Origin of the sequence: Serratia sp. CY47280 (genome assembly GCF_052168655.1) — a bacterium.
Lineage (GTDB): Bacteria > Pseudomonadota > Gammaproteobacteria > Enterobacterales > Enterobacteriaceae > Serratia > Serratia bockelmannii.
In genome coordinates this window covers 350,205-362,912 of sequence record NZ_JBJNMG010000003.1, presented here as the reverse complement: position 1 = coordinate 362,912, position 12,708 = coordinate 350,205, and the positions used below count along the sequence as shown (strand labels likewise).

Annotated in this window: 14 protein-coding genes and 1 tRNA gene; 12 read left to right on the top strand and 3 right to left on the bottom strand. The window is 49.0% G+C overall.

Annotated elements, in window-relative coordinates:
- Window positions 1-83 precede the first annotated feature (83 nt).
- The 5 genes from lptF to ACJ8J4_RS15980 all read left to right on the top strand — a co-directional run bounded on the left by lptF (window position 84) and on the right by ACJ8J4_RS15980 (window position 5,694).
- Window positions 84-1,178, top strand: coding sequence for an LPS export ABC transporter permease LptF (gene lptF, locus ACJ8J4_RS16000; RefSeq protein WP_043139168.1), 1,095 nt, complete (start codon window positions 84-86; stop codon window positions 1,176-1,178).
- Window positions 1,178-2,248, top strand: coding sequence for an LPS export ABC transporter permease LptG (gene lptG, locus ACJ8J4_RS15995; protein ID WP_019453290.1), 1,071 nt, complete (start codon window positions 1,178-1,180; stop codon window positions 2,246-2,248). The genes lptF and lptG overlap by 1 nt, the downstream gene beginning before the upstream one ends.
- 142 nt (window positions 2,249-2,390) lie before the next feature.
- Window positions 2,391-3,107, top strand: coding sequence for a LuxR family transcriptional regulator (locus ACJ8J4_RS15990; protein WP_164068238.1), 717 nt, complete (start codon window positions 2,391-2,393; stop codon window positions 3,105-3,107).
- Between the two features lie 1,072 nt (window positions 3,108-4,179).
- Window positions 4,180-4,264: transfer RNA gene (locus ACJ8J4_RS15985), tRNA-Leu, on the top strand.
- 164 nt (window positions 4,265-4,428) lie between these two features.
- Window positions 4,429-5,694, top strand: a complete 1,266-nt coding sequence (locus ACJ8J4_RS15980; RefSeq protein WP_442516087.1) for a tyrosine-type recombinase/integrase — start codon at window positions 4,429-4,431, stop codon at window positions 5,692-5,694.
- Window positions 5,695-5,725: 31 nt separating this feature from the next.
- Here ACJ8J4_RS15980 and ACJ8J4_RS15975 read toward each other — a convergent pair whose 3' ends face one another.
- A complete protein-coding gene (locus tag ACJ8J4_RS15975; protein ID WP_149558972.1) occupies window positions 5,726-7,948 on the bottom strand; it encodes a DNA-methyltransferase in 2,223 nt (740 codons plus the stop codon).
- 95 nt (window positions 7,949-8,043) lie between these two features.
- Here ACJ8J4_RS15975 and ACJ8J4_RS15970 point away from each other — a divergent pair, with 95 nt between their 5' ends.
- Both ACJ8J4_RS15970 and ACJ8J4_RS15965 read left to right on the top strand, forming a co-directional pair.
- The gene (locus ACJ8J4_RS15970) at window positions 8,044-8,280 is read left to right on the top strand and encodes a helix-turn-helix domain-containing protein (RefSeq protein ID WP_149558971.1); all 237 of its coding nucleotides are present in this window, start codon (window positions 8,044-8,046) and stop codon (window positions 8,278-8,280) included.
- Complete coding sequence (locus tag ACJ8J4_RS15965; RefSeq protein WP_149558970.1) at window positions 8,277-8,870, top strand: HNH endonuclease; 594 nt, start codon at window positions 8,277-8,279, stop codon at window positions 8,868-8,870. Before ACJ8J4_RS15970 ends, ACJ8J4_RS15965 begins: the two co-directional genes overlap by 4 nt.
- A 661-nt stretch (window positions 8,871-9,531) precedes the next feature.
- Here the strand turns inward: ACJ8J4_RS15965 and ACJ8J4_RS15960 are convergent.
- Together ACJ8J4_RS15960 and ACJ8J4_RS15955 are read right to left on the bottom strand one after the other, a co-directional pair.
- Entirely contained in the window at window positions 9,532-9,786 is a 255-nt protein-coding gene (locus ACJ8J4_RS15960) for an ogr/Delta-like zinc finger family protein (protein WP_149558969.1), read from the bottom strand.
- Window positions 9,783-10,508, bottom strand: coding sequence for an NAD-dependent aldehyde dehydrogenase (locus tag ACJ8J4_RS15955; RefSeq protein ID WP_149558968.1), 726 nt, complete (start codon window positions 10,506-10,508; stop codon window positions 9,783-9,785). The genes ACJ8J4_RS15960 and ACJ8J4_RS15955 overlap by 4 nt, the downstream gene beginning before the upstream one ends.
- Window positions 10,509-11,053: 545 nt before the next feature.
- Here ACJ8J4_RS15955 and ACJ8J4_RS15950 point away from each other — a divergent pair.
- Genes ACJ8J4_RS15950 through ACJ8J4_RS15930 form a run of 5 tightly spaced genes read left to right on the top strand, consistent with a single transcriptional unit; the run spans window position 11,054 to window position 12,699 of the window.
- Window positions 11,054-11,314 carry a helix-turn-helix transcriptional regulator gene (locus tag ACJ8J4_RS15950; protein ID WP_149558967.1) on the top strand — a complete coding sequence of 87 codons (261 nt, stop codon included), beginning with the start codon at window positions 11,054-11,056 and terminating at the stop codon, window positions 11,312-11,314.
- On the top strand, window positions 11,311-11,556 hold the full coding sequence (locus ACJ8J4_RS15945; protein WP_020825026.1) for a hypothetical protein: 246 nt from the start codon (window positions 11,311-11,313) through the stop codon (window positions 11,554-11,556). Before ACJ8J4_RS15950 ends, ACJ8J4_RS15945 begins: the two co-directional genes overlap by 4 nt.
- Window positions 11,557-11,561: 5 nt before the next feature.
- Window positions 11,562-12,104, top strand: a complete 543-nt coding sequence (locus ACJ8J4_RS15940) for a host cell division inhibitor Icd-like protein (RefSeq protein WP_442516086.1) — start codon at window positions 11,562-11,564, stop codon at window positions 12,102-12,104.
- Window positions 12,101-12,364, top strand: coding sequence for a hypothetical protein (locus tag ACJ8J4_RS15935; RefSeq protein ID WP_149558964.1), 264 nt, complete (start codon window positions 12,101-12,103; stop codon window positions 12,362-12,364). Before ACJ8J4_RS15940 ends, ACJ8J4_RS15935 begins: the two co-directional genes overlap by 4 nt.
- Window positions 12,361-12,699, top strand: coding sequence for a DUF5375 family protein (locus ACJ8J4_RS15930; protein ID WP_149558963.1), 339 nt, complete (start codon window positions 12,361-12,363; stop codon window positions 12,697-12,699). The genes ACJ8J4_RS15935 and ACJ8J4_RS15930 overlap by 4 nt, the downstream gene beginning before the upstream one ends.
- Window positions 12,700-12,708 lie beyond the last annotated feature (9 nt).

The window sequence follows — 12,708 nt, the reverse complement described above, 5'->3', positions numbered from 1 at the left end:
CATATGATGAGAATAAATGGCGGATTAACGATGAAATTATCGATTTTCCTGCAAAAAGACAAGTTTTCACAGGCGTAATAAGCGTGATCATCATAAGATATCTGGTACGGGAAACGCTCAAGAGCCAAATCGCCATCCTGTTCATCCTGCTTCTGATCTTCTTTTGTCAGAATTTGGTCAGGGTGTTGGGCGACGCGGTGGACGGCAATATCCCGACAAACTTAGTACTCTCTCTGCTCGCGTTGGGCGTGCCGAAAATGGCGCAGCTCATCCTGCCTTTGAGCCTGTTTCTCGGCTTGCTGATGACGCTTGGGCGGTTGTATACCGAGAGCGAAATCACCGTTATGCACGCCTGCGGGCTGGGCAAACGCACCCTGATTATCGCCGCCATGATCCTGGCGCTGCTCACCTCTGCGATCGCGGCGGTGAACGTGTTTTGGGCCGGCCCCTGGGCTTCGCGTTATCAGGACGTGGTGGTGAACGAAGCCAAGGCCAACCCGAGCATCGCCGGGCTGGCGGAAGGGCAGTTCAAACCCTCGCAGGATGGCAACGCGGTGCTGTTTATCGGCAACGTGAAGGGCAGCACCTTCAACGACGTGTTCCTGGCGCAGCTGCGGCCGAACGGCAACCAACGCCCGTCGGTGGTGGTGGCCGAGCACGGCAACATCGTGCAGCAGAAAGACGGCTCGCAGGTGGTGACGCTCGACAAGGGTACCCGCTTTGAAGGCACCGCGCTGCTGCGCGACTTCCGCATTACCGACTTCACCGACTACAAGGCGGTGATTGGCCACCGCACCGTGGCGGCGGATAACACCGAATCCGAACAGATGTCGATGCAGACGCTGTGGGAATCCGACGATCCGGACGCGCGCGCCGAGCTGCACTGGCGCCTGACGCTGGTGGTCTCGGTGGCGCTGATGGCGCTGCTGGTGGTGCCGCTCAGCGTGGTGAACCCGCGCCAGGGCCGCGTGCTGAGCATGCTGCCGGCCATCCTGCTGTATCTGATCTTCTTCCTGCTGCAGACCTCGCTGCGCTCCAACGCCGGCAAGGGCAAGCTGGATCCGATGCTGTGGCTGTGGCTGGTTAACGGCGTTTACTTCGCGATCGCGCTGGCGCTGAACCTGTGGGATACCGTGCCGATGCGTAAGCTGCGCGCACGCCTGAGAGGAGCGGCCTGATGTTTGGCGTATTAGACCGGTATATCGGTAAAACGATTTTCAACACCATCATCATGACGCTGTTCATGCTGGTGTCGCTGTCCGGCATCATCAAGTTCGTCGATCAGCTGCGCAAGGTCGGCCAGGGCGAGTACACCGCGCTGAGCGCCGGCATGTACACCCTGCTGAGCGTGCCGAAAGACATCGAGATCTTTTTCCCGATGGCGGCGCTGCTTGGCGCGCTGCTCGGCCTGGGCCAACTGGCGACGCGCAGCGAACTGGTGGTGATGCAGGCTTCCGGCTTTACCCGCCTGCAGATCGCCGGCTCGGTGATGAAAACCGCCATTCCGCTGGTGCTGCTGACCATGGCGATCGGCGAGTGGGTAGCGCCGCAGGGCGAGCAGATGGCGCGCAACTACCGCGCCCAGCAGATGTACGGCGGCTCGCTGCTCTCCACCAAGAGCGGGCTGTGGGCGAAGGACGGCAACGATTTCATCTACATCGAGCGCGTCTCCGGCGACAAAGAACTCTCCGGCGTGAACATCTACCACTTCAACGATCAGCGTCGCCTGGAGACGGTGCGTTATGCCGCCACCGCCAGCTTCGAGAACGGCCTGTGGCAGCTTTCGCAGGTGGACACCTCGGATCTGACCAACCCGAAACAGGTGACCGGTACCCAGACGCTGACCGGCGAATGGAAAACCAACCTGACCCCGGACAAGCTGGGCGTGGTGGCGCTGGATCCGGATTCGCTCTCCATCAGCGGGCTGCACAACTACGTGAAGTACCTGAAGCAGAGCGGCCAGGAATCCAACCGTTACCAGCTCAACATGTGGAGCAAAATCTTCTCGCCGCTGTCGGTGGCGGTGATGATGCTGATGGCGCTGTCGTTCATCTTCGGCCCGCTGCGCAGCGTGCCGATGGGTATCCGCGTGGTGACCGGCATCAGCTTCGGCTTCCTGTTCTACGTGCTGGATCAGATCTTCGGCCCGCTGAGCATGGTCTACAGCATGCCGCCGGTGCTGGGCGCGCTGCTGCCGAGCATGCTGTTCCTGCTGATCAGCGTGTATATGCTGCTCAAACGCAAGTAGCGGGGCGAGCGGTGGTGAAGAAAGGCGTGGCCGCGGGGCCGCGCCTTTTTTGTTGGGGTGTTGGGGGGGGCATGCCCCCGCCTGCGGTTTTTGTCGTGTTATAGTCACTTCAGCGGCAATGCAGGGAGAGGGAGGGCAGCCAATGGAAGACGAATATAATCTCAGCAATATCATCGGCAAGCGCCTGGAAGCGGCATTAGGGGAGTTGGGCGATCTTCTGTGGGCGTATGTGGTGTTATCCAAAAAAGACATTGCCTGCATCTTTGGCGTCACCAACTACCCGAGTGAATGGGTAAAAAAGTATCAAGAGCAGGGGTTGCAGTACATTGATCCGGTGGTGCTTACCGCCCGCAACCGCCTGACCCCGTTCGCCTGGGACGAGCAAATCATGGCCGACGCGGGGCTGCACTTTCCCGAACTGTTCGAACAGGCCCGCGAGTTTGGCGTAACGCACGGCTATACCTTCGTGCTGCACGATTACAACGACAATCTCGTCACGCTTTCCTTTGCCTTCAACCTTGAGCAAAGAGCGGAAGCCATCCAGGCGCTCACCGATCGTAAAGGCGACATTTCGGTATTGCTGGCCTCAATCCATGAGTCGTATCTGGCGCTGTCCCCACTGTCAGCAAAAAACGCCGCATCCCTGGAGCGTAACGCCCGCTTTACCGACAGGGAAAACGAAATCCTCTATTGGGCCAGCGTGGGTAAAACCTACCAGGAAACGGCGATGATCCTGGGCATAAAGACCGGCACCATCAAGTTTCATATGTCCAACATAGTCAAAAAGTTGGGGGTAACGAATGCCCGACATGCCGTGCGCCTGGGGATGGAGCTGCGACTGATTAAACCGGTGGAGTGACGGGCTCGCTAGGCCGTGGAATACTGAGGCAACGACTGCGCAGAACTCATCAGCGGGATACGTCTAAAGGGAGAAAATATCGGCTGGCGAACAGCGTCTTTCGATTCAGGAAATGACGGGCGTTAAATCGGTATTGATTTGGCCGCGTGGCGCTTCAAGTGAAGGACGTAATAAAGTGCCGACCCCGATCTCTGCGATATGAAATAATAACCTGCATGAACTGATAAAGGTCTAGTAAGGGACTGTACTTTAGTCTAACTGGTTTCCCACCCCTTAAGGCGATACACTTTCCCGGTAATGTTTTGATAAAAATACAAAAAAAAACCTGACCGCGTAGGGCCAGGTTGCCAATATTGGCCAACACCAGGGAAAATTTTCTTACACCATCTTAAAGCTATTAACTCCGCAGAGGCAAGTGTTCTCAGCTGGTTTTTACGCCTTGAGTTGCTATTTTGTTACGTATGCACGCTATTTCTTGGTGTTTTTAGTCCGAAGCCCATCCAGCTAAAAATAACGTCTCTTTTTTGATGGCGTTATTCCTCTATTTATATTTCCCGCCTGATATTTACCAATGAAAAAATAGTGTTCTCGGAATGTTACGCAACCTCATTCTTTATTGGCTGACACATGAGTATGAAATTATTTGCAGCGTTGTCATTGCGGCTGGGGATTATTTTATTTTTGATAGGGGCTGAGTGAGACAGTGGGGATGGGGGAGGCAGGTGCTACCTTCCGCGTGGCGGGTTCCTGAACCTGTTTCGCTAGTTGGGCGAGCAGTTCTGGCTAGTGGGAGCGAGTGATGTACGGTACATGATTCATCATTGCTCTGTGCAACGAGGCTGGAATCTGGAATTGGACGGTATTGCGTGAGTGTAGCGCCTTATTTTGGATGCTCGTTGCAACAGCCTGCTCATCATTAACAGGGTTGCGAAGGGCGCGCAGCGGGAAGGCGGGGTGGACAAACGCGCGTTGCGGCGGTTTTTTCGACACTTAACTCATTGAACAACGGATAAGTGTTGCGTGCTGGTCGCGGGAAGGTATAATTCACCCGTTTTCCGCATACTACTTCAGTGCCGAAGTGGCGAAATCGGTAGACGCAGTTGATTCAAAATCAACCGTAGAGATACGTGCCGGTTCGAGTCCGGCCTTCGGCACCATTAGTATGTTCGAGAACGTCCGTAACAGTCCGTAAGTTACTGAAGAAAAAGCCGAAAGGCTTTTTTTTTGATCTAAATCCGTCCGAGCACATCCGTTGCAATCCGGGTATCGGTGGGGGCATAATTGGGGGCATCTACACTTCGATTGAAAATGTGCCCCCAAAATGAAGCTCAACGCCCGCCAAGTCGAGACCGCAAAGCCCAAAGACAAAACCTACAAAATGGCCGATGGTGGCGGTTTGTATCTTGAGATCACCGCGAAGGGATCCAAATACTGGCGCATGAAGTACCGCCGACCCAATGACAAAAAAGAAGATCGCTTAGCATTTGGTGTGTGGCCGACAGTTACCCTTGCCGAAGCTCGTGGAAAACGAGATGAGGCTAAAAGGTTACTGGTGCAGGGAGTAGACCCAAAAGCCGAGCAGAAGGAAGCACAGGCCGAAACGGCAGGTGCATATACTTTCGAAACCATCGCCCGAGAATGGCATATCAGCAACAAGCGCTGGAGCGAGGATCATCGTTCGCGAGTGCTCCGCTATCTGGAACTGCATATTTTCCCGTATATTGGCGCTGCTGATATTCGTGGCCTTAAAACCAGCCATCTCTTAGCACCGATCAAGGTTGTTGATGCCACTGGCAAGCACGATGTTGCTCAGCGCCTGCAACAGCGTGTTACGGCTATCATGCGTTTTGCTGTCCAGAACGATTATATTGATTCGAACCCTGCCGTTGATATGGCTGGAGCGTTAACGATAACCAAGGCTCGGCATTATCCGGCTCTGCCCCCACACCGTTTTCCAGAGTTTCTTGCACGTCTTGCCGCTTATCGTGGTCGTCTGATGACGAGTATCGCTGTAGAGCTTTCCTTACTTACCTTCGTGCGTTCTAGTGAGCTGCGTTTTGCTCGCTGGGATGAGTTTGATTTTGATAAAGCTTGCTGGCGCATACCGGCAAAGCGGAAAGAAATTGAAGGCGTACGCTATTCCCATCGTGGGATGAAGATGAAAGAAGAGCATATCGTCCCTCTCAGTTGTCAGGCGCTGTCCTTGCTGGATAGGTTGAAACAGCTAAGCGGTGATAACGAGCGACTTTTCCCCGGCGATCATGATCCCAAAAAAGTCATGAGCGAAAACACGGTGAATAATGCGCTGCGTGCGATGGGATACGATACTAAAACGGAAGTATGTGGGCACGGTTTTAGGACGATGGCGCGCGGTGCTTTAGGTGAATCCGGATTATGGAGCGATGATGCGATAGAACGTCAGCTAAGCCATTCTGAGCGTAACAATGTGCGTGCTGCTTATATCCATACGTCCGAGCATTTGGATGAAAGGAGATTGATGGTGCAGTGGTGGGCTGATTATATTGATAAAATTCGTTTTGGCTATGTGACACCATATGACTTTGCTAAAATTGGTTTTGTTAAATAAGAATAACAGAGGGGTTTCCCCCTCTGGCGTTTTAAAATAACATGTTATTCTTTTCCTCATCCTCTAATTTCTTTAGAGATAAATGACAATACTCTTCATGAAGTTCAATCCCTATAGAGTTAACACCGAAATCTAATGCAGCTCTTCCTGTAGTCATACTGCCAGAGAAAGGGTCAAGTACTAATGAATCCTTCTCCATTTTTTCTAAAAGAATGTTAGGGATTTTCTTTGAAAAAGGAGCTGAATGACCATAAGTATTTTCACCTTTTATTATTTTAAACACAGGTGTGCTTTGATGCTTTCTTGGTATATTATCAGCAAGGCTGCTCAGCTTTCCACTCTCAGATTTTGTAAATATCAATATGTGCTCCCAGCAGTTAAGTGGGGCTTGGTAATATGGGGAGTTATTGCCTTGATTAAAGTTTCTATTCCCTTGAATTTCCCCTTTATCCCAAACACAATTACCAGCTAGTTTAAAGCCAGCTTTTTTTGCTAAATATACAATATAAGAGCTTAATATTAAGCGTTTTTTTCCCATTTGAGAGAAGACAATTGTGTTTTCATTATCAAAATAATCAAAAATGTTAAAGAGAAATACCCCCCCATCTTTAAAGGTGCGATATGTTTCTTGAAACATGCCAAACATATCATATAAGTAGCAGTAAATGTTTTTCCAGTTAGAATATTCTTTGGCATTATAATAAGGAGGAGATGTAATCGCACCATCAAAAATACTCTCAGGTAATTTTGATAAAACTTCAAAGCAATCACCGTTATATAATTTGATGTCATCTCTCCCTGTAATGTTTAGCATGGGCGATTTAACATTAATCTTAGTTTTCTTTTCAACTAAAAATCTAGAGAAAAAATGAAGGGATTCATATTTTCGATAGTAGTTCAAATTTGGTTTTACTTTCCATTCTAGTATACTAATATTCCTGTATGGGAATGTTACATCTATCTCCGAGTTATTTATGATATTCACTGTGTCATCTGCTAGAGAATAACATGATATAAGGAAAGAGTATATTTCCTTTTTGGAGTCGATATGGCTTATATCTCTTCTCCAGTTTTTCAATACTTCTTTGCAAATTATATTTCTGTCATCAAGGATTGCTTGTTGACGCATTATAGAAACAAGAGAGTATCTCTTGCCACGATTATATTTGCTTTTATCCCCACAGAAAATATTATTACACTCCCAGCTCTTAACACCTAGAACTGGATAAGAATTTCCCCGTACATTATTGCTTCTGCATGTAGGGCAAGGGACTATTCTCTCATCTCTCATGTTTTTTTCGAAAAGAACAATGATGTTTTCTATTCCGGATTCATAAGCAACATAGCAATCTTTATAAGTGAACCCCTCATTCAATAACTCGAATCTCGCTTTCCCAACGTCTAATTCTTTTACATGTGAACAGGTGTCTAATTCAACTCTTTTATACTCAAAGAATTTTTTGTTCAGTGGTGCCTCGATGAATTTTTCGGCGTAAATACTCAGGTCAGCAATAATTTCCCAACGATTAACAATAGAATCGTCAAATAAAAAGGCTAAATATGAATGGTTATCAAGAGTTGTGTATTGATCTTCTATTACATTGAAAATACAGGATAAGCTTTCTTCATATGAAGTACATCTTTCAATTATTGAGGTTGCATTTACAATTGAAAGTCCGTTTTTTCTATTTATTTGTTCGCTATGATTATTTTTTAAATATTCCCAAAAAGACTCTTTATGAAGTTGCTCGATTGAGAAATTCTCACTAATTTCATGGTTTTTTATAAAAGCATAGTGAATAAACGAACAGAAAATTGATTCGATTACATCATCTGACTTTTTATCTTCAGCTAAATGCCAATCAATATCAATGAATGATTTATTTCTTTTATCTTCTGCATGAGAAATGATGCTTTCTTCGAAGCAAGAAGGAAATTGAGAAGAAAACCAATGTGAAAAATTCAAGTCAATGCGGTTTAGTGCATTTTGAATTAAAAGTTTATCGTGATAATTAAAAATATAGCCTTTTTTCGCAAGTTCATTTATGACGTATCTAAATACATCCTGATTCAGTTGTAATCTTTCGTTTAACAAAAAGCCAAGGTTATTTATTAACACTTGTTCACTGTAGGTGTTCTGCGTGCATTGAACTGAAATGTGTTCAGCTAATTTGCGTTTTAGTTGTTCATTGGGATCCCATGATGTGTTGAGATTTTTTCTAAAAAAATCAATTAGATAATTATTTAACAGCATTTGATCACCTGTATTTATGCCAATTTCGCATATATGAAAAATGATGCAATTATACCAAATTGGAAGCGCTAATACATCAGTTCTTTGAGAAAAAAATGAAGACTATATATAGAAAGGAATATGTAAGTATTTTACTTTTTCTTAAATCTGAAAGGGTTAAAAAAAATCTTTCTCAAGAAGATTTAGCCTCGCTCTTGGATAAAGATCAAACTTACGTTTCCAAATTTGAAAGTGGCATCAGAAGGTTAGATGTAGTGGAGCTTTTTGATATATGCAAAGCATTAAATATCAACATGAATGATATTATTTCAATGATGGAGAATGAGAGATGAATATTGGTTTGTATCCAAATGATAGTAGAGATTGGGGAGAGGACGATTGGCATCAATTCCTGCAAGAATTAGTTAATAATAATTTAGTGTCATATGAACAAGTCACTTCTCTCGTTTTGGGGCATTTAAACCCATCTCAAGTCGGTACATCAATAGCCTCTAAAAAAACATTTCAGATGCATTATCCTCCTCGGAAATGTTGGGCTGCTGTTCGTTCTTGGCATTTTGAACAGTCTGGGCGATGCATTGACTGTGGGACTCGCCTCGAATTACAGGCAGATCATGTGCTTCCGCGAGAGTTGCAAGGGGATGAAGCTGATCGGCTTGATAATATGGCTTTGAGATGTCGAAGATGCAACGTTATAAGAAGGCCAAGTCATAGAAACGGAGGAATAGCTCATCTCACGACTGAATCAGCACTAATGTGGTTGCTTTTTACTCATCAGCCTAAAAATTATCAAACATATAGAGATTTGTGTCGTGCATATGGGATGACTATGGCGAATATCCGTTTTGAAGAAGCATGGGCTATGGCAAGATGGTTGGAAAGAGAAGGTTTGTATTATATAGACGAAACTTCTATTTTTTAAGAATACCCCAAAATATATAAATTCTCTGCACACGATTTTCCGCGCTATCCTTGTGAGTAAAATGGCTTGCAATGCTTTCCCTCTTGGCTGAATAAAGACGCGACGTTGTTCCATCGCAAGTATTATCAGAACGGTGCTCATGCGGGTTAAATAATGTATGTAACGGATGCCGTGCAAAACGGTACCGAAGTCGAGGCGCAGCGGGACATTCGCTTCAAAAACTACACCCTCGACACCGAAAGTGACTGATTTCCGCCGCCCCCGGGCGGCTTTCTCTTACCCCCTCAACTGACCGCCTCAGAGGCTCACCGCGCCCTCGAACAGCACCGCCCTACCCATCGACACTCCCGAGAACACGCGCAGCGCAGCGACGCGCTCACGTCGCAAAATTAAATAAACACTTTACCGCTGGCGCGCAATACTCCCTCGCCTACGCGCTCTGACTTTATCATGCACATTTCATGCATGACTCAGAGGCCCTGTAAGCCCTTGTGGTGCGGGGTTTCGGCTGTTTTGAGAGGCTGGGGATTAATGCAAAATCATGCACCCTATGCATGCGCGCACGATTTAAGGCAGGCTAGCCAGAAAAAGGGCTGTTTTTGGACTTGGGGAACGGTAAAAGCCCCGCAGCAAAATCAGCATTGCAGCGGGGCCAGTTCAATCAATGAAGTGTTTGATTTCGGCTATAACGGCGGTAGCGATTTAATGTCCTTTTTTCCGGCGGCGGTAAATCATCACCGGTCACCGTTTCCGCTTGAATCGGCTGACATAAAATCTTATCGACGCTCTCTACTGTTTTAAATGTGCAGGAACACACGATGTTCTGGCACTGGTAATAGGCTTCTTTCGTCCGCTCCGTGATATAGCGACTGGTGCGGGTATAAGATGCATGGGTGCACAGCGGACAACGCATCATGATTTGGCCCCTTTCTGCTGCAAGCGTTGGCGTTTTTCCTTCAGTTCTGCGACAACCTGCATGCGTCTGGCAGGACTGCTTTGCAGTTCCGGCAATGCGCCGGTTTCTTGCGGTATCGTCAGGCCAATCTCATTAAGTACCGGGTGGTCGATATTTTGCTTTGCCATGGCAACGTGAATACGGCCTTGTAGCGTTCCCAGTACCTGTTGCTCAATCATTTTCATTGGATTGTCCGCATAGACGCCGTAAGCCCGTGAAGCCAGTGCGCAAGCCTTGATAACGTCAGGGCTGATAAGCGCGGTGCTCAGTGCATCTACCGCCTTACTCATCGCATGTTCGGCAAAGGCCGTAAGGGCTGCTTCATGTGCTGCCACCACTTCCGGGGCTGTTCTGCCGCAACTGAGGTGAAGCTGCATTTTGTCCAACTCCATTTCTTCAACCAGACCGTCGAACTCTTTCGCCAGCTCCCGTTTGGAAATCCGGCTGTGGTGCTGCGCTTGCAGTTCCGGGGTCATCTCCCCACGCAGTTTGCGAAACAGGGTGCGCCACTGGCTTTCCGCCTCGTGACTTTCCACTTCCGTGTCTTTCTTCTGCTGATGGCAGCGGGCGATCCCTGTAATGACGTCTGTCAGCGCCTGATAGTTTTTGTCGTGGGCGGCGCGGGCATCACGCAGGGCTTGCAGTTTGTCGTTGATGTACTTGGGTAATGCAGTTGTGCTCATGGGGTTATCTCCGGTGTCAGTCAATATGAGGCTATTCTGCTGACTGCCGTACAACATCGCCATTCATCCCGGTTGGACTGTCCGCAGGACAACAGCACTGAAAACTGACGATAAAACCATCAACGAGATTTTAGTTTTATATAAAACTATTCACTACTGTTCACTTTAATAAAAAAGGTAGATAAATCAGTAAATAAAGCAGTGAACAGTTTATCTAAAACTCGTCACCAAGTGTTCACTACTGTTCACCCGGCTAAAAACAGCCTTTTTTCTGGCTAGCTGGTATTTAATGTTTTTATCTATTTATTCGCTGAAGACCAATCGGTATTACTGGTAAGTGGAGTTGTCATTAATTGTCATAGATTGTCAATATGAGGCAATAAAGGGCAATACGCCCATTCGATTGAAAAACAAGCAAAAAAGCTCGGACACCACACAACATCCCCTTATTGCCACCCCGCAAAATATTCACATAATAGGGCGCTACCAAACGAACCCACACAGCGCCGGTGAGATCCCACCGGGCATAAACGAGGTAGCATTCCATGCTTGCAGTTGCCACACAGACCCCTTCCACATTCCCGCCCATCCCGGTCGATTACACGCCCCGTGAGCGTTTCATTCGCCTGCCGGAAGTGCTGTATACCACCGGGCTGTCACGCTCTACCGTCTACGAGATGATGAGCCGCAAGCAGTTCCCGGCCCAAGTTTCCCTTGGCGGTAAAACCGTGGCGTGGCTCGAATCAGAAATCGAAAGCTGGATGGCTGAACGTATCGCCAACCGTCATCAGGGGGCGGCAGCATGATGCGGTTAACGCTCGGCCGACAGAGCTTTACCCTGAACGATACCGACGCACTGTTTGTCGCAGAATCCATCCTGTTGCAACGCAAACAGCCGGATATTGCCTTGCCGGAACACCGCAGCGATAAGCACGGCGTGATCCGCCTGGCCAGCAGCCTGGCCGAACCACGTTTATTCCGCGCCGGACCGATCCCCTTGACCGATGCGGGAGCCGATACCCGCAATGACCAGCTTACCGACTGTTGATCACTATGCGATCGATTGAACGTCCGGGGGCGTCTTACGGCTTGCCCCCACGTCCGGCCCTGCGCTATAGTCCCCCCGCTGTCGCACAATCGACAGCCGGGCGTGAGAACCCGTGTTACTCAATGGCGACACCACACGCGCCAAGCGTGTTTTTTTTCGTCGCAGCCTTAGTGCGCTCATTTTTTGCACAGTGGTTTCTATGCTACTGTGGTTATCAAACAATGGTGGCTCAGGCGGGGCAGCCTTCGGGCTGGCCGGTATCCATTGAGGCCGGTTTCTCACCCCCGTCTGGGCTACCACCCTTGCGTGAGAACTTCGGTGGTAGCAATAACCATTACTCAATGGAGGCTGCCACCATGGCTACGACCCTCACCCCGACTCACCCTGAATTCTGCTTCCTGTTTGCGGCTATTCGCCGTACTGCCCTGACGGCAACCCCGTGCATGTTGCGCACCGTGGCGGATTCCGAGCACAGCGCCCGCCGCCTGCTGGCACGTGACTACATTCTGTCGTTTGCGGGCCGTCTGCCCGTACAGGGGGTGGCATGAATACGCTGGCCGCCCGCTTCCACAGTGAAACTTTCTATCCTATTCCGCATGCTGATTTCCTGCGTCTTCAGCACGCACATTCTACCGGCGTGCTGTTCCTCGACATGCTGGACACCCTTGAATCGACCGGTCAGCGCCCGGACGCCGCTCAGAAAGCCGCCTTTGCATCTGTCATAGCGATGCTCACTGACCAGCTCGGGCAGGTCGTCAAAACCTGTGACTCCCACATTCTCGCCAGCATGGAGGCTTCCGCCGCATGAACACCCCACAATCTTGTTTACCCGTTGAAGTCCGTACTGCCGTTTACCGCCGTGCATTGGCCCATGCCTATCTCGATACCTGCACCTTTTACCGGGTGAACCCCGGCTACACGCTGGATGAGCTGCAAATGGCGATTGCGATGGACATTGAAGGCTACTTTGTCCGCCAGCATGGAGCGGAAGTGGGCATGGATATGGCCTGCACCATGCTCAGTGACATGGTGCAGCCGGATATTCTGGTGGCGCCGCCGCGCCTGACAACGCTCGGCCAAAAGATGATGGATGAGCTGTGCTGTGGCCGGATGGCCGTCACCTGCAACACCACCGTGCACTGAGGAGGCAAA

Excerpts from the sequence above, each read along its gene's own strand:
- ACJ8J4_RS15940 (WP_442516086.1), top strand. The coding sequence starts at position 11,562 with ATGCGATCGATTGAACGTCCGGGGGCGTCTTACGGCTTGCCCCCACGT.
- ACJ8J4_RS15970 (WP_149558971.1), top strand. The coding sequence starts at position 8,044 with ATGAAGACTATATATAGAAAGGAATATGTAAGTATTTTACTTTTTCTT.
- lptG (WP_019453290.1), top strand. The coding sequence starts at position 1,178 with ATGTTTGGCGTATTAGACCGGTATATCGGTAAAACGATTTTCAACACC.
- ACJ8J4_RS15930 (WP_149558963.1), top strand. The coding sequence starts at position 12,361 with ATGAACACCCCACAATCTTGTTTACCCGTTGAAGTCCGTACTGCCGTT.
- ACJ8J4_RS15990 (WP_164068238.1), top strand. The coding sequence starts at position 2,391 with ATGGAAGACGAATATAATCTCAGCAATATCATCGGCAAGCGCCTGGAA.
- ACJ8J4_RS15960 (WP_149558969.1), bottom strand. The coding sequence starts at position 9,786 with ATGATGCGTTGTCCGCTGTGCACCCATGCATCTTATACCCGCACCAGT.
- ACJ8J4_RS15955 (WP_149558968.1), bottom strand. The coding sequence starts at position 10,508 with ATGAGCACAACTGCATTACCCAAGTACATCAACGACAAACTGCAAGCC.
- ACJ8J4_RS15980 (WP_442516087.1), top strand. The coding sequence starts at position 4,429 with ATGAAGCTCAACGCCCGCCAAGTCGAGACCGCAAAGCCCAAAGACAAA.
- ACJ8J4_RS15945 (WP_020825026.1), top strand. The coding sequence starts at position 11,311 with ATGATGCGGTTAACGCTCGGCCGACAGAGCTTTACCCTGAACGATACC.
- ACJ8J4_RS15950 (WP_149558967.1), top strand. The coding sequence starts at position 11,054 with ATGCTTGCAGTTGCCACACAGACCCCTTCCACATTCCCGCCCATCCCG.
- ACJ8J4_RS15965 (WP_149558970.1), top strand. The coding sequence starts at position 8,277 with ATGAATATTGGTTTGTATCCAAATGATAGTAGAGATTGGGGAGAGGAC.
- ACJ8J4_RS15975 (WP_149558972.1), bottom strand. The coding sequence starts at position 7,948 with ATGCTGTTAAATAATTATCTAATTGATTTTTTTAGAAAAAATCTCAAC.
- ACJ8J4_RS15935 (WP_149558964.1), top strand. The coding sequence starts at position 12,101 with ATGAATACGCTGGCCGCCCGCTTCCACAGTGAAACTTTCTATCCTATT.